Source organism: Bacillus sp. UMB0728, assembly GCF_002858875.1.
Lineage (GTDB): Bacteria > Bacillota > Bacilli > Bacillales > Cytobacillaceae > Bacillus_AB > Bacillus_AB infantis.
This window is the reverse complement of sequence record NZ_PKLA01000003.1, coordinates 149,994-164,652: the sequence shown is the minus strand read 5'-3', so window position 1 is coordinate 164,652 and position 14,659 is coordinate 149,994. Positions and strand designations below refer to the sequence as shown.

Genomic DNA, 14,659 nt, shown 5'->3' with positions numbered 1-14,659 from the left:
TGAAAGGAGTTTCTTATGACCAAAGAAGAAAGTCAAATTGCATGGGGAAAGATTAAAGATGAATATGGAGTATCACGAACTGAAGATTTATTTAGTTTAAATGATCCGGTAGAATACCAATGCTCATTTATTGATGAGGTAGTAAAGAAAGTGAAAAGTATTCAGAGAGATTTGAACTATTACAGACACGATGAATTTGATGACCTTATACATAGAATGGATTCTGTAGCTTATGACGTTAGTAATTTGGATGATGAGATAAATGAAATCAGAACAGCAATTGAAGAAGTAAGGGAATGGGGCAGCCAGTGGAAGGAATTGTGTAAGAAGCTCATTCTGGAACATAAAATTAATATTGATGATATAGGTCTTTAATGAAAAATAATTATAAAAGGAGTAAACGATTATGAATACAGTGACAAAAGAATCCCTGCAATTTGTTGAGGAAGCCAAAAAGGTATTCACAAACAATGATGAACTAACTACATATAGAAATGAAGAAGAGACATTCATTGCACTTAGAGGTGGCTTTAGAGAAGATTGTATGACTGTCTATGAGCTTGGCAATCCAGTTGGGATGTTTACTGAACAACTTCCAAAGCAACATAAGGTATTAGTTGATTATGATTATCTAGAGAAATATAAGAATCTAAAAGATAAGCTTTTACCAGAAGTAGAGAAGGCTGAAGAACTTATACACTTAGGATCAGATGTAGATTTTAACAAAGGAATTGTTTCTACAGTTAAATATGTTATAAATATGATGCGTTAGAATCAAATGCGAATTGTATCCTGTTTGAGAAGAGGTGATTAAATGAAGGTTAGAATTATTAAAAGTACCAATGACACTGAATGGTTGAGCTGGTGGTATAAGAATAGGATTGGTGAAGAATTTAATGTATACCCTGATCCTGATAGAAACGAATATTATTTTACTAAATGTGAATTGTACGGAGATATGCAAGAAGTACATATATTAAAAGATGACTGTGAAGATATAATTTCATAGTAAAGGAGACTATTCATTGAAACTGTTTAAGAACTTAAAAGTTAAGCTGCTCTGCAACAATGAGAAGCACGAATGGCAGTATTATACGTGGGGCAGTGCAGTAGTTGATAACTTAGACGGTACTTGTAGTTTGTGGCAGTTACCAGTGAGGGAATGTCATACCTGTAATAAGCACCAACTCAAGGTAAAGAAGGGTTGGGAAGATTCTAAGAAGAGTTTGACAATTATGGACTTGGAATCAGAGAGTGGAGAGGAGTTGAAATAAGTGGCACTTACAAAAGATCAGATAAGAATGCTGAATTTTTCTTATCATAAGGTAGGAAAAGTAGTTCCAAATTCAGGAGTAAGTCAAGATTATATAAGTGGTTTTCAAGAGGGGATTTTAGATACATTACTGATATTGGGCATTTCCATTCCAGATACATTAGGAGTCGATGACCCAAGGGATTAAAAGCAGACTATAAAATTCCGATTTGATTAGGATTAGGAGGAGGAAAAATGGCTAAGTTTAACGTAGTAGTTGAATACGATTTCTTTGAAGAATACAACCAAGATAGTTTTGAAGAATTGGTTGCTGATAAAATAGCAGATCAAATTACAAAGGATATATCTTTTCAGTCAGCAGGAGCATACAGGACACATATCGAAAAAGTGTCTAAAGAAGCAAAGAATGAAGTTGTTAAACAAGTAGTTGCCTTAATTTCAGAAGAAGTGTTAGCCAAATTCGAGCCAAAATTAGAAGCAAAGTTAAACAGAGATTTACATAAAGACTTTGAAACAAAGATGTACGAACGTATGGCTACTAAAATCAAAAAAGAATTACTTAGTGAGATTAAGGCAGTTGCCAAAAGCGAAGTAAAAAACACCTATAGAAATCTATAATTATGCTTCAAATTTTAACGAAAACAAAGGAGGGGAAATAATGAATATCCAGTTCAAATTAGAAAATCAGCTTCAAGATATTGAGAAAAGAATGAATAATGCAGACGACTTTAAAGAATGGGCAATTCTGCAGAACGCCAAGGCAACTATACTAGCCGCTTTGCAGAAATATGAGGATTAATAAAAGTCAGTTTTCACAGGGAAATGAGGGGATGTTATGCATTATGCAGGAATCGGATCAAGAGAAACGCCTACATACGCTTTAGAATATTTCTCTAAATTAGCTGCGTATCTATCCACAAAAGGGCTAATACTCCGGTCTGGTGGTGCTCAAGGTGCTGATAAAGCATTTGAAATAGGATGCGATAGAGTGAATGGAGAGAAAGAAATTTACTTACCTTGGAAAGGATTTGAGAAATCAAGTTCGAATTTAATTGTTTGGGATACTAAGGCTTTCGAGATAGCACAGAGTTTTCATCCTAATTGGGAGAGATTATCTCAAGGAGCGAGGAAACTACAAGCAAGAAATACTCATCAAGTGTTAGGGAAGGATCTTGAAACACCGTCCAAGTTTGTTATCTGCTGGACTAAGGATGGAAAAGGTAAAGGTGGGACTGGTCAAGCAATAAGATTAGCTAACCATTATAATGTTCCAGTGTTTGATGCAGGTGAGTATGACAGCGTAGACGAGATAAAGGGAAATCTTAAGGAGTTTTTGTTGGAAAATAATATATTTAGCTTAGAGGAAATAAGTAAATAATCATGTAAAAGAGTTATTTTACAGGAAGTGTGGTGATTAATATGGAGAAACTGGTATTACTAGTTGTACTTTCATTTATTTTTATTGCTCTGTCCCTTGTTGCACTAGGCTTTGCGATAGCTAAATTTGGGTTAATAGCAATTGTCTATTTTTTAGCTGTTTTAGGGGCAGTTTTCGTACTAAAAGCAATATTTGGATAAAACAGTTCATTTACCGGGAAAGGAGGGTAATAAAAAATGAAACTTGAAGCAGCAATTGAAATTTTGAAATCAACCTTGAGTCTCCCTTTGTCAGATTCTCAGAAGGTGATACTTGTAAAAGAAGTTGTCAATAATTTGGAGTATAGAATACAAAATAAGTTGGATAACTGAAGGAAGTGATAAATTGACCAAAGAAGTGCAAGAACAGATAATCAAAGAATTGAAAAACAGGCTATCAATGGATATTAGCTTACTCAAATCATTGGGAATGAGAAATGCTAATATTGAGATTGAATTGCTGCATCATATTAAGAAGGAAATTTATTCGGATAGTCATTAATACATATTAGGCATAAACCCATTTTACGCAGCATATAACACCACATACACCACAACCACATACTATGTACTATCAAGAGCGAGAGGGAGATAGTACATGAACAGGTTCGAATCAATAATAAACAATCTAATAAATAATGAGGTTGCCGAACATAAATGTCCATATTGCTGGACTGCAGTAGTTGATAATGAAGGTGAATTGTATTGTGAAAAATGTTATGTAAAGGTGGAGAAATGCTGTGAACTTATCTAAGCAAAAGGTTAAATACATCTGTGAAGTTAATGAGGATCTGGGGATTGAAGAATATTATAAGCAAGTATACCTGACTGATTTAAATATGTGGGGAGTTAAACGAAAGATAACTAAGCAGACTTTCCTAAAGAACGAGAAGGAAGGTTATCCCGTTGCTTACTACAAGGCTACAATTGACTTAAATGAGGTTAAAAGTATGCTTGCTGATATTTACAGTTTAATTGATTTATCTCTGCAGACAGGGGATAAAGAATGGTTTACCAGTTTAATAAGAAGAAAAAACTTAATACAGCATGTTCTTGGAAACTAAACAACCACCACAACATATACTGTATCATTCCCCATTAAGGAGTGATTAGGATGAGTTTTAAGAAGATGTTGTTGGAATGGAAAGCTAACTGTCCAATAAGGAAGTATAGGAAGCAGGAGAGATTAAGTCAGGCTGAGTTTGCAGCTTTGTTAGGGGTAAGTACTTATACTGTCCAGAGATGGGAAGACGGGGCTATAAATCCTTCTGAGGAGAATGTAGTCAAGTTGGAGAAACTGATAATTGAATTTAGTGATCAATGGGAAGAGTGGAAGAGGAATAGTGTTAGTCTGTGAGGGAGTGGGAATGCTTCCTTGCAGACAAAGTGAGGAGATAATTTATGACCATATATAGAAAGAAACCGGTTGAAGTCGAAGCTTTTAAATTTTATGTAGATCCTATGCCAGATTGGTTTATGGAGGAAGTTTCTTGTAATAATATCTGGCTATTTAATTGTGACTATAACCGTTATTCTATTGAAGAAGCTTACTGTGAGATTGAAACATTAGAAGGCATCATGAGATGTAATGGTGGAGATTATGTCATTAAAGGGGTTCAGGGTGAGGTATATTCCTGTAAAAAAGATATATTTAAGCAAACATATGAGTTGGTATCTAAATAAAAACGATATTTTAAAGGAGAGATAATTATACAGGAGAATATAAAATGATGATTAAATTTTTCCTTGAGTGTTTCTTGGCTTTCGGAGGGTTGATCGCACTGTTTGGATTATATCTGATAGCCACAAATGATAAAGACAAATAATTGCTTTGAGAAAGGAGATTGATATATTGATTGAATTAAATAAAATCTATAACGAAGATTGTCTTGAAGGAATGAAAAGAGTTCCTGACAATTCAATTGACATGATACTATGTGACTTGCCTTATGGCACAACTCGTAATAAATGGGATTCAATAATTTCACTAGATAGACTATGGGAACAATACGAGCGAATTATAAAGGATAACGGTGCAATTGTCTTAACTGCTCAGACACCTTTTGACAAAGTTCTAGGTAATAGTAATCTTAAATTACTTAAATACGAATGGATATGGGAAAAAACAAATGCCACTGGTCATCTAAATGCCAAGAAAATGCCGATGAAAGCGCATGAAAATATATTAGTATTTTATAAGAAATTACCAACATACAATCCTCAAAAAACAACAGGGCATGAACGAAAAGTAAGTAAAGTGGAACATAGAAAAAATAGCAAGTTGTCTACAAACTATAATGATTACATACCTAATACATATGATAGTACCGAAAGATACCCAAGAAGTGTTCAAGTGTTTGCGATGGATAAGCAGAAGGAAGCCATTCATCCAACACAGAAGCCTGTAGCTTTATTTGAATATCTCATTAAGACATATACCAATGAAGGCGACATTGTTCTAGATAATTGTATGGGATCTGGAACAACAGCTATTGCAGCAATAAATACAAATAGAAAATACATAGGATTTGAGTTGGATAATACATATTTTAAACAGTCAACAGAAAGAATAAATAAAATAATTTAATGTAAATAAGTTTGTGAAATAACGAAGATTAAAATGCATATATAGCAACATTTAATAAGTGTATTTCACAATCTTTTTCCTATAAAAGCAGTCTTTTGTAGGAAAACTATTCCAATCCCATTACTTTAAGTTATAATTAACCTATTCTATTTAATGAGGTGCAATTATGAAAAGTGGAGATGTCTTTATCTATACAGGATCTGACCTTAAAATACATAAAGTGAAAATTACTCAGGTATTTAATGATGAAATAGATGGGTTAATAACTTATTTGGAGTATGTAAATGGAAGTGTATTCGGTGAACCGAGTCGAATGAAGACTGAAGATTTTCTTCGGGTATATAAAGCAGCTAACAGGAATACACATTGTTTTAGTTGTAGCACTGAATTAGATGATCAGAACGGAGAAATTTGCTGGATTTGTAAGGGAATTATCTGCCCAGAAGATGAAATGTGTCTTTGTCATTACAAAGGGGCTTGATGAAAAATGCTTACCAACTTTTCTTGGCTGACTTTAGGAGGATGTTATGGTAGTAATTGCTTCCCGTTGCACATATTCTTGATTATCGGTGGACTGATCTATTTATTCTTTTACACAGTCAGTCTCTTTGAAGATAAGTTGACTAAATATGTTGGTAGCAAAGTCGCCATTGTTACCGGGATTACTGTCTACATAGTAGCAATGGTTGCGGCAGTAAAAGGAATTTTATTTTTAAATAAGTTATAAATAATACTTGCAATCTAATACAAAACAATCTAATATAATTATATAAACAAATAAAGGTGGTGAGTAAATGAACAAATTGATCATAACATTCCTCATTGGATTTGCAACCATAGCCATTACATACTTCTTCACTCAGATATTTCAATCCATCTCAGACACTTCATCATTCGCAGGTATACTCGGCACAATCGCCTTACTGCTCTTCTACGGTACATTAATGGGTATGGCAGTGGTTACCATAGTTAAGAAAGCTAAATTGTAAGATACATAGTCACATAATAAAAAACAATTATACATAAAGGTGGAAAATAAATGTTCAAGAAGAAAAACTTTAAACGTAACGCAGTAACAGCATCAATAATCGCAGGAGTATTTGTTGCTGGAGGTGCTGTAGGAGCAAATACAGATTGGCAATCTACATTGAAACTTGATGCAACCAAACAGATCGGTGGAGCTGCTGCTAAGAAGAGGGATGAATTGTTATCCGGTACAGATGAGGACATTAATGAAATTATGAAGGATTCGTTGCAGGTTGAGGTAGATGCTCAGAAAGCAGAACTTGAAAGGCTTTTGGAAGAATACTATCAGATGAAACTCAATGGATTGGCTGATTCACCTGAATATAAGGCATTGGAGCAGGAAATCGAAAAAATTAAACAGAGTGTATTGACTCGATATAAGGCAGATATAGACGCAGCTTTTAACGGTAATTGATCCAGTGGAGAGGGTGACTCCTCTCCTGAAGGTTTGACACATGTAGCGTAACAGAGAGGGGATTAAAATGAACAACGAAACAAAGTGTGATTGTTATGAAAGACAGGGTTTCTATTGCTGGAAATGCGGAACGAAGAAGTGAACTATACGAAGATGTAATTCACTCTGAAAGTTGAGTTTGATTGGGAAATAAGGAGGAGAATTGATGAAGGTTTTAGGTAGGAAAACAGTAGTAGAGTATCAATACGAAAGTCAAAAAGAAGCTGAAAGACACGAAAAAGAAATGTTGAGTAAGGGATGGAATAAAGAAGCTACAGGACATATTTTCATTAAACACTTCAGAAGTTACTCACAGAGGCATAGAGAAGGGGCATATCTGTAGGTTATAAATGGTATATTTCATGTGAAATAAGGAGGAGATTTAATGAATGAGGATATTCAGTTTCTAAAAGATTTACAACAAGAGTTACTCACACAGGAAATTGATGGGCAAGCTACACCAAGATTCTGGGCAATAATGGATTATAGGACTGTGCCCGGTAATCCAGACTATGATAATGGTGACACTCAATACTTCTTCAATGATGGAGATCATGTAGAATTTAATACTTTTATAGACTTAAAAGATTTCCTTGAAGAATATTACGAAGAAGATATTGAAAACGATGATGAGTTAAAGAATTTATTGTCAAATGAAAATGGGAATCTTGATGAACTATGGGAGTATGTTGAGGACAATTTAAACGAAGATGGGTACTTCTCCAGTTGCTTTGCAAAAGAAGAAGAGTACGTAAGACAGAATACAATGTTCCTCACTAAAGCAGAAGCTAAGAGACACCTAGAGTTAAATCATTATCACTACTCACCAAAAGCACATACATATGCAATGACAGCATGGAGAGCACCAAAGGTTGAAAGGCTGTTGAAGATACTTGAATCATTTGATTGGAATAAAGTAGCCCATAAAGAGGAAACAAACTAACGAAAAGGAGGATTTATTCTGCACAAAAAATTATCTTTGGAAGAAAAAGAACAGAGAAAGAAGATTAGAAAACAAAAGAAATATAATGAAACCCATAAACTAATTTCAGGCGTTGATCACAAGGTTTGTACTGACTGTGACAAATGGTTTCCATCAAATGAGGAATACTTCTACAACAATAATAAAAATAGTATTGATGGATTAAAGCCTCAATGTAAATCTTGTAGTATTATACGTAGTCGGAATCGACAACTAAGTAATCATGAGGAATATAAAGAGTATCTGAAAGCTTGGGTTAAAGAAAACAAAGAAATTTATGAGCACCATAAGAAAGTGTGGGAGTTAGAGAATCCTGAACATGCTAAAGAATTAAGAAGGAGTTGGCGAAGGAACAATAAAGAGAAAATAAACAACTATAATTTGTATAGAAGAATGCACAAGTCACATGAGATATCTAATGAAGAAAAGAAAAAGTGTAAAGAGTATTTTAATTATTCATGTGCCTATTGTAATTTAACCGAGAAGGAGCACTATCTCATCCACGAGCAACAGTTACACATGGATCATGTTGATCCTAATGGAGCTAATGATCTAAGTAATAATGTTCCTGCATGTAAGACGTGTAATGTGAAGAAAAGGGACAGAGATGTTCACGATTTCTATCAGTTATACGATATAAAACCATCTAATCAAGAGATTGTGTCAAAATGGCTTAGTGGGGATTTTCTGCTTTGTTTGGATTCTAAATAACTAAGGAGATAACGAATGAAATTTACATACCTTAAATTTCTTCTTAAGTCCTTAATAATTGTTCTTACTCTATTCATAGTGCTAAACACAGTAAAAGGCTACACTTCACAATCAGTTCATCCAGTGAAGATTGTGCCTAAAGAAGAATTAAATGAGACTCATTACATAATTACTGAACAGATGATTCTGAGCAAGTTGCAATCGAAGTCAGAAATAGTATCTATGCAGCAGAGTATTGATCAGACTTATACGGATATTGATAAGGCTTTACTTGGTGACAGACATACTGAAATACATATTAAAGGTAAGTATAAAATGGGATTGGATTCAAGTTCAATAAAAATTAATTACATAGATAATGAGACAGGTATTGTATACATGAAGCTTGGTGAACCAAAGTTGATCAGTCTGGAGATTCCATTTGATGACATACAGTTCGATAAATCTAATGGCTTCTTCCGGTTAGCAATGAATGAACAGGAAGAGAAGCAGTTTTACAAGGCTGTAGAGAAGAATGTCAGAGATGAATTGATGAGTAATAAAGAAATATTGAAGCAAGCTGAATTGTTTAATCAGGAGCATGTTGGAGAGCTGTTGAGTATGCTACCAATGATTAAGAGTGTCGTATTTGAGTAGATGGAGGTGAAAGATTGAAAAATTTATTAATCGTCCTTGCTTTAGGAATCGGAGTATTGTTGTTAATATTATTGACTGCCTTTGTAACACTCAATATAACCTCTATTGCTGTCATTTCATTGGTTGTTAACTTTGTACCATTAATATATGTATATATTGCTTATCTACTTTACAGGAAAATAACTAAATAAAATGTAAACTTTATCTGAAAAGGAGGTTAATGAATGAGGGTACTGTATTTCAATATTAACAATGGTGAATGTGTTCCTGCATTTACTGTATTACCAGCATATAAGGCAACTATTACAGGATCTAGAATACATACAATTGAAGCGTGTTTTAGTGTTTCTAACATTGTAAGTAATAACTATGAGTGGTTTCAAAAGCGAGTTGAGAAGGAAAATAAGAGCTGGTCAGAAGAACATCCGCATCTAATGAAAAGCTTAAAGAGGTTAGCTTTAAAGGAGTCACTGAAGCATCCATTCAGGTACTCTAACTTTGAACAAGCAAATCACAGATTCCCCTATGTTCTAGTTTGGAGTAAGGATAAGAGATATACAGCAGCATACTTCAAAGGTAAAGATGAGGTGTGAAATGATCCTAGAAACTCAAAAGCTATGTAACTCTAACTATAAGATGCTTCGTGAATTAGGGAGACTTGTATATCATAGGCTTGACCAGAAGGGAGGATTAAATGAATCTGAACTTAATGAGTTATTACATATTGTATCAGTTGAAGAGGTTGAGAAATTACTTAATAAGGCTTATGAACGTGGTTTTGAAGAAGGCGTGACTGGAGAATAATTAGCTCTTAAATACTCCCGAATGCTCTTGAATGCTAGTGTTTTCAAAGGTAATTATAGAATAAAATGATGAATTTATCCGAAAAAGTAGTAGGAGAGATAGCAAACCAGTAACCCTGCGTCATATTCGTATGGCAACACCCAAGCACGAGCTATTCGGCAAGTGTTGTACGCTGTTTGGCTGTCCAAAAAATAAAGATAAAATAATTTAATAAAAAATAAACTAATACTGTTGACCTTTAATACAAAATAAGTTAATATAAATATATCGGATAACGAAAGGGGTGAGAACAGTGAAGCTTCTCAAGGCAACACAGAAGGCATTACAGCAGTACAAGGAAACAGTTAAGGGAAACAACAAGATCAGCACAGATGAGGCATTGAAGAAATTAACTCGCAATGTGCGGCTGGTGAAGGAAAGTGCACCAGAGAGAATTGCCTTAACGTGGAAAGGACTCAAATACTCATACGGAAACCTTGATATCACAGTCAGGTTCGGTAAGGTGATTGAGGTAGTAAATCATAAGGATTACCGGGAACGTCCTGATGACTGGGATTTTCCTAAGAAGAGATACATAGAGTTGAACAAGGAATTGGGCATTACAGATTGTAAATTTAGCAAGAAAAAGAAGAGTAATAGAGTATCATAAAATAAACTTAAAATAATGGAGGAATTTATAATGACTGAACAAAAGACACTAAGGGAAGCAGCAAATAACGTAGTAATTGAGGGACTGCTTCTGGAAGTACGTCACCAAGAATGGAAGAGTGGAAAGGGACTAAGCATTGAGTTGGATATTGAAGTAGCAGAAAATGAAATCCATACTGTCCACGGTATGTCCCAATACAAGAAGAAAGACGGATCAGACAATGGAATTGCTAAAGGTTACAATACAGTAATTGAGGAATATAAGTCAGTAGCATCACATGGACGAGATGAAGCTGATAAAGTCCGTATCAATCAAGGTAAAATTGGTGTGAATGAATATTATGGTGAAGATGGTATGCTTCGTTCTTTCCCTCAGCTGTCATCTAACTTCTTTAACCGTCTTTCTGCAGGAGATGCGTTTGAACCTAAAGCAGAATTTGAAGTTGAGATTTTTGTTAAATCAGTAGTCCCAGAAATGAAAGATGATGAGGAAACAGGTCGTGCAAAGATCAAAGCGATTATCCCAGTCTTTGGTGGCAGAGTAATTCCATTTGAGTTTGTTGTATCTGAAGAAGGTGCAGAGTACGTTCAAGATAATTACGAAGTGGGTTCTACAACAAAGGTATTTGGTAACATTGTAAACTTCAAAGAGAAAAAAGTAGTTCTAGAGAAAGCGGCATTTGGTAAAGACAAAGAAAAAGTTACATATAATACTGTTCGTGAGTACCTTGTTAACGGTGGAGTTGATCCATACGAAGAGGACGATGCAAAAGCTTACACAGTTGAACAGATTCAAGCAGCAATGGTCGAAAGGGAAACTTATCTTGAAGAAATGAAAAATAAAGAAAAAGAACCTAAGAAAGAAGATAAGAAAACTGGATTCGGATCTAAGGCATCTTCTGAGAAAAAAGATGCTCCTGCTAAGAAGAAGGTAGAGCTTCCTTTCTGATAGTAGACAAAACAATTACACATAATTAAACGTAATCAACTAAATTAGAGAGGGTGTAATAACCCTCTCCATAAATAATAAATTGGAGGAATTACATATATGTCATTTGATATTTTTAATCCGCAAGTATCAGTAGTAGCAAAAGGTCTTGAAGGTAAGGTTATCACTATTTACGGAAGCAACAACTTAGGTAAAACTAAGCAAGCAACTCGCATGAACAAGCCTTTTTATCTCGGGTTTGAAAAGGGGATCCGTGCAATCAGTGGTATCCCTTTCTTACCAATTAATAAGTGGAGCGACTTTAAGAAGATTAATAAACAGCTAACTGATCCTAAAAACCTAGAGAAAGCCAAAGAGCTTTATCAGACTATTATCTTTGATGAAGTTTATACTTCTGCCCTGTATTGCCAAGACTATCTCTGTAAGAAACACGGAGTTGAATCAATCGGTGATGGAAATAATGGATATGGACTTTGGAAGGAGTATGAATCAGAGTATTGGACAGAGCTGGATAAACTACTTGGCGCTGGTTATACGCTAGCATTTATCGCACACGCTGAGGAAACAAAAACAGGGAAAATTGTTCCAAAAGGGGATAAGCGTTCAATCACACCTATAATTGACAACTCTGATGTAGTTGCTTACTTGACTAGTAATGGTGTTAATGAGGAAGGTAAGGTTATTAAGTCGTCTGCGTGGTTTGCTGAAACTGAGGAATTCTTTGCTAGGACAAAATTCGATTACATGGATACACATCTTGAAGAATTTACTGCTGAAGCCTTAGAGAAGATTATTATTGAAGGCATTGAACGCCAAGAAGAAGCTGAAGGTATTACTGCGGTTACATATGATGTTCAAAAAGAATCCTATGAATCCGAGAAATTAGATTTTGATAAACTGGTTGAGGAAATTAACGACTTAGGAACAAAGATTGTTGAAGAAGATGATGAAAAACTGCAAGATGTTGTCGATGTTATTGAGAAACACTTGGGCAAAGGTAAGAAGGTTTCAGATGCTAAGAAAAGTCAAATTGAAGTACTGGCTGTAATTCTTGATGATTTAAAAGACTTAATTTAATAATTAGATAGGGGAGTAGGTTAGCTTACTCCCTTTTCTTTTAAAGAGGTGATAATGTGGCTGCACGACAAGTGAAATGCCCCTATTGCGAAACTAAGCTAAATAAAGACGATTCCTTTGAATTTAAGAAGAGATATTACCATCCGGAATGCTTTGAAACATGGAGAAGAGAAGCAGATCACAGAAATGAATTAATTACTTACATTTGTGAGTTGTATGATATTGACGCTCCCACTGGAATGATGTTTAAGCAAATTAAAGAGTTTCAAGAACAGCAGAACTATAAACTAAAGGGTATGGAATTATCACTCAAATACTTCTATGAAATCCTCGATAATAAGCCCAGAGAAGGTGACGGGATTGGAATAATTCCTTTTGTTTATGAAGAAGCGAAGAATCACTATTTAAAACAGCAACGAATAGCAAACTCAATAGAAAACTTGGAGAGTAAAGAGGTGACTGTTTACATTAATCCAAACACAGAAAGAAGAAAATCAAAGAAAATTGATATTGCTGCTATCTAACAGAGGAGGCAAAGATTGAATGTATCAAGATAAGATGGCAATTATGCAGGTATTGGGGAGTGCAATTAAAAACCCTTTGTTGCTTGCAGATTCCAGTAAGTATGAATTAACAAACGATGACTTCCCTGAGAAATTCCACAAGATCATTTACTCTGCAATTTACAATCTTAGGGAAGATGGAACAGAAGTTATTAATGAAATAACCATTGATGGCTTTCTGAAAGACTATGATATTCAATATGCTATCTTCAACAATAATGATGGAATTGAATACATCACTAGAATACAAGAAATTGCTGAAGAAGGTAACTTTGACTATTACTACAAGCGTCTTAAGAAGTTCAGCCTTATTAGGGAAATGGATGGATTAGGGTTCAATGTTAAGGACTTATACGATGATTCCATTATTGATCCTAAAGAAAAGGAAAAGATGCAGGAAGTATTTGATAAACTAAGCATTGAAGACATTCTGAGGGTTTATGAAACTAAAATTATCGAGGTTAAGGATAAGTTTAAGACTAATGGTGAAAGCCAAGGAATTCAAGCTGGAGAAGGTGTTAGTGACCTTTTAAAGCGTCTAAGGGAATCACCTGACATTGGAGTACCTTTAAACAGTGAGATGCTTACTTCTGTATTTAGAGGATCTAGGAAGAAGAAGTATTACATTAGGAGTAGTATTACTGGTGGCGGTAAAACAAGGCACATGGTAGCTGATGCTTGTCGATTAAGTGCTACACATATCTACGATTTAAAAAAGAAGGAATGGGTTGAAAATGACTTCAACGAAAAGACTACAGTTATTTCTACTGAGATGCTTTTCGAGGAGCTGCAAACCATTGCTATTGCTTACATAAGTGGTGTTAATGAAGAGAAGATTCTATACAATGACTTGACCGAAGAGGAAAGAGTGCTTGTAGAAAAGGCAGCAGAGGTATTAGAAAGCTCACCTATATGGTTTGAACAGTTACCTAACTTTAACATTAAAGATATTGAACAGACCATTGAAAAAAATGTTGTAATTAATGGTGTCGAATATATTTACTTTGATTACATACACAGTTCTGTTAAAGTGTTTGCTGAAATGGCTAAAGATAGTGGAATCAGTCTTAGAGAGGATCAGATACTCCTTTTAATGTCTATCCGGTTAAAAGACATCTGCAATAAGTACTTTGTATACCTGATGAGTGCGACCCAGTTAAACGGTGAGTGGAAAGAAGCTTGGAGTAAGGGAGCTATTATTGATTCTACATACATAAGAGGCGGTAAAAGTATCATTGATAAGGCAGATGGAGCAATGATTATCCTGCCAATAAGTAAAATGGAAAAGAAAGATATTGAGGAAATATTGAAGAATGGATTCCATAAGGAGCCAAACTTTGTAACCCACATTTTTAAAAACCGTGGAAATCGTGTAGACAAAGCTAAAGTGTTTTCACATATTGACATGGGTAACATGCGAGTCACTGACCTATTTGTGACTAATACTGACAATGAAGTTATTAATATCAAAAAACTTATTGTGAAACCAAAAGTTAAACCAGATGCAGCCAAGAAATATGATTTTTAAGGGGT

31 protein-coding genes are annotated in these 14,659 nt (G+C 34.7%); all 31 read left to right on the top strand.

Going from position 1 to position 14,659, the window contains the following annotated elements; all coding sequences use genetic code 11:
* The first annotated feature begins 15 nt into the window (after window positions 1-15).
* The 31 genes from CYJ37_RS11710 (at window position 16) to CYJ37_RS11590 (ending at window position 14,654) form a co-directional block, all read left to right on the top strand.
* Complete coding sequence (locus CYJ37_RS11710; RefSeq protein ID WP_101549900.1) at window positions 16-375, top strand: hypothetical protein; 360 nt, start codon at window positions 16-18, stop codon at window positions 373-375.
* A 31-nt stretch (window positions 376-406) separates the two neighbouring features.
* A complete protein-coding gene (locus CYJ37_RS11705; RefSeq protein WP_101549898.1) occupies window positions 407-772 on the top strand; it encodes a hypothetical protein in 366 nt (121 codons plus the stop codon).
* A gap of 42 nt (window positions 773-814) precedes the next feature.
* Window positions 815-1,009, top strand: coding sequence for a hypothetical protein (locus tag CYJ37_RS11700; RefSeq protein WP_101549896.1), 195 nt, complete (start codon window positions 815-817; stop codon window positions 1,007-1,009).
* Between the two features lie 16 nt (window positions 1,010-1,025).
* The gene (locus CYJ37_RS11695; protein WP_101549894.1) at window positions 1,026-1,274 is read left to right on the top strand and encodes a hypothetical protein; all 249 of its coding nucleotides are present in this window, start codon (window positions 1,026-1,028) and stop codon (window positions 1,272-1,274) included.
* Window positions 1,275-1,460: a hypothetical protein gene (locus CYJ37_RS11690; RefSeq protein ID WP_101549892.1), complete on the top strand. Its 186-nt coding sequence runs from the start codon at window positions 1,275-1,277 to the stop codon at window positions 1,458-1,460. It begins immediately after the preceding gene.
* A 47-nt stretch (window positions 1,461-1,507) separates the two neighbouring features.
* Window positions 1,508-1,891 carry a Na-translocating system protein MpsC family protein gene (locus CYJ37_RS11685; RefSeq protein ID WP_101549891.1) on the top strand — a complete coding sequence of 128 codons (384 nt, stop codon included), beginning with the start codon at window positions 1,508-1,510 and terminating at the stop codon, window positions 1,889-1,891.
* Between the two features lie 40 nt (window positions 1,892-1,931).
* Window positions 1,932-2,072 carry a hypothetical protein gene (locus CYJ37_RS27175; protein WP_180827324.1) on the top strand — a complete coding sequence of 47 codons (141 nt, stop codon included), beginning with the start codon at window positions 1,932-1,934 and terminating at the stop codon, window positions 2,070-2,072.
* Between the two features lie 36 nt (window positions 2,073-2,108).
* Window positions 2,109-2,651, top strand: a complete 543-nt coding sequence (locus CYJ37_RS11680; protein WP_101549889.1) for a hypothetical protein — start codon at window positions 2,109-2,111, stop codon at window positions 2,649-2,651.
* Window positions 2,652-2,692: 41 nt separating this feature from the next.
* Window positions 2,693-2,851: a hypothetical protein gene (locus CYJ37_RS27170; RefSeq protein WP_180827323.1), complete on the top strand. Its 159-nt coding sequence runs from the start codon at window positions 2,693-2,695 to the stop codon at window positions 2,849-2,851.
* Between the two features lie 36 nt (window positions 2,852-2,887).
* Entirely contained in the window at window positions 2,888-3,022 is a 135-nt protein-coding gene (locus tag CYJ37_RS27755) for a hypothetical protein (RefSeq protein WP_257964227.1), read from the top strand.
* Window positions 3,023-3,035: 13 nt separating this feature from the next.
* Window positions 3,036-3,191 (top strand): hypothetical protein, encoded by a 156-nt coding sequence (locus CYJ37_RS27165; protein ID WP_180827322.1) that lies wholly within the window; start codon window positions 3,036-3,038, stop codon window positions 3,189-3,191.
* 96 nt (window positions 3,192-3,287) lie between these two features.
* The gene (locus CYJ37_RS27160) at window positions 3,288-3,443 is read left to right on the top strand and encodes a hypothetical protein (protein ID WP_180827321.1); all 156 of its coding nucleotides are present in this window, start codon (window positions 3,288-3,290) and stop codon (window positions 3,441-3,443) included.
* Window positions 3,430-3,753 carry a hypothetical protein gene (locus tag CYJ37_RS11675; RefSeq protein WP_101549887.1) on the top strand — a complete coding sequence of 108 codons (324 nt, stop codon included), beginning with the start codon at window positions 3,430-3,432 and terminating at the stop codon, window positions 3,751-3,753. Before CYJ37_RS27160 ends, CYJ37_RS11675 begins: the two co-directional genes overlap by 14 nt.
* A gap of 50 nt (window positions 3,754-3,803) precedes the next feature.
* Entirely contained in the window at window positions 3,804-4,046 is a 243-nt protein-coding gene (locus tag CYJ37_RS11670) for a helix-turn-helix domain-containing protein (RefSeq protein WP_219620055.1), read from the top strand.
* A 44-nt stretch (window positions 4,047-4,090) separates the two neighbouring features.
* Window positions 4,091-4,372: a hypothetical protein gene (locus tag CYJ37_RS11665; RefSeq protein ID WP_101549885.1), complete on the top strand. Its 282-nt coding sequence runs from the start codon at window positions 4,091-4,093 to the stop codon at window positions 4,370-4,372.
* Between the two features lie 214 nt (window positions 4,373-4,586).
* Window positions 4,587-5,276, top strand: coding sequence for a DNA-methyltransferase (locus tag CYJ37_RS11660; protein WP_101550570.1), 690 nt, complete (start codon window positions 4,587-4,589; stop codon window positions 5,274-5,276).
* Window positions 5,277-5,442: 166 nt separating this feature from the next.
* Window positions 5,443-5,757: a hypothetical protein gene (locus CYJ37_RS11655; RefSeq protein WP_101549883.1), complete on the top strand. Its 315-nt coding sequence runs from the start codon at window positions 5,443-5,445 to the stop codon at window positions 5,755-5,757.
* A gap of 6 nt (window positions 5,758-5,763) precedes the next feature.
* On the top strand, window positions 5,764-6,003 hold the full coding sequence (locus CYJ37_RS11650; RefSeq protein WP_142385261.1) for a hypothetical protein: 240 nt from the start codon (window positions 5,764-5,766) through the stop codon (window positions 6,001-6,003).
* A gap of 67 nt (window positions 6,004-6,070) precedes the next feature.
* Window positions 6,071-6,265 carry a hypothetical protein gene (locus CYJ37_RS11645; protein ID WP_101549880.1) on the top strand — a complete coding sequence of 65 codons (195 nt, stop codon included), beginning with the start codon at window positions 6,071-6,073 and terminating at the stop codon, window positions 6,263-6,265.
* Window positions 6,266-6,315: 50 nt separating this feature from the next.
* Window positions 6,316-6,717 (top strand): hypothetical protein, encoded by a 402-nt coding sequence (locus CYJ37_RS11640; RefSeq protein ID WP_101549878.1) that lies wholly within the window; start codon window positions 6,316-6,318, stop codon window positions 6,715-6,717.
* Window positions 6,718-6,922: 205 nt separating this feature from the next.
* Entirely contained in the window at window positions 6,923-7,099 is a 177-nt protein-coding gene (locus CYJ37_RS27155; protein WP_180827320.1) for a hypothetical protein, read from the top strand.
* 42 nt (window positions 7,100-7,141) lie between these two features.
* The gene (locus CYJ37_RS11635) at window positions 7,142-7,699 is read left to right on the top strand and encodes a hypothetical protein (RefSeq protein WP_101549876.1); all 558 of its coding nucleotides are present in this window, start codon (window positions 7,142-7,144) and stop codon (window positions 7,697-7,699) included.
* 36 nt (window positions 7,700-7,735) lie between these two features.
* Window positions 7,736-8,449, top strand: a complete 714-nt coding sequence (locus tag CYJ37_RS11630) for an HNH endonuclease (protein WP_101549874.1) — start codon at window positions 7,736-7,738, stop codon at window positions 8,447-8,449.
* 15 nt (window positions 8,450-8,464) lie between these two features.
* A complete protein-coding gene (locus CYJ37_RS11625) occupies window positions 8,465-9,085 on the top strand; it encodes a DUF4230 domain-containing protein (protein WP_101549872.1) in 621 nt (206 codons plus the stop codon).
* A 224-nt stretch (window positions 9,086-9,309) separates the two neighbouring features.
* A complete protein-coding gene (locus tag CYJ37_RS11620; protein ID WP_101549870.1) occupies window positions 9,310-9,678 on the top strand; it encodes a hypothetical protein in 369 nt (122 codons plus the stop codon).
* 1 nt (window position 9,679) lies between these two features.
* Entirely contained in the window at window positions 9,680-9,889 is a 210-nt protein-coding gene (locus CYJ37_RS11615) for a hypothetical protein (protein ID WP_101549868.1), read from the top strand.
* A 292-nt stretch (window positions 9,890-10,181) separates the two neighbouring features.
* Window positions 10,182-10,538, top strand: a complete 357-nt coding sequence (locus tag CYJ37_RS11610; RefSeq protein ID WP_101549866.1) for a hypothetical protein — start codon at window positions 10,182-10,184, stop codon at window positions 10,536-10,538.
* A gap of 30 nt (window positions 10,539-10,568) precedes the next feature.
* Window positions 10,569-11,486 carry a hypothetical protein gene (locus CYJ37_RS11605; protein ID WP_101549863.1) on the top strand — a complete coding sequence of 306 codons (918 nt, stop codon included), beginning with the start codon at window positions 10,569-10,571 and terminating at the stop codon, window positions 11,484-11,486.
* A gap of 99 nt (window positions 11,487-11,585) precedes the next feature.
* Window positions 11,586-12,563, top strand: coding sequence for an ATP-binding protein (locus CYJ37_RS11600; RefSeq protein WP_101549861.1), 978 nt, complete (start codon window positions 11,586-11,588; stop codon window positions 12,561-12,563).
* 56 nt (window positions 12,564-12,619) lie between these two features.
* Window positions 12,620-13,087: a hypothetical protein gene (locus CYJ37_RS11595; protein ID WP_101549859.1), complete on the top strand. Its 468-nt coding sequence runs from the start codon at window positions 12,620-12,622 to the stop codon at window positions 13,085-13,087.
* A 19-nt stretch (window positions 13,088-13,106) separates the two neighbouring features.
* Window positions 13,107-14,654: a replicative DNA helicase gene (locus tag CYJ37_RS11590; RefSeq protein WP_101549857.1), complete on the top strand. Its 1,548-nt coding sequence runs from the start codon at window positions 13,107-13,109 to the stop codon at window positions 14,652-14,654.
* Window positions 14,655-14,659 lie beyond the last annotated feature (5 nt).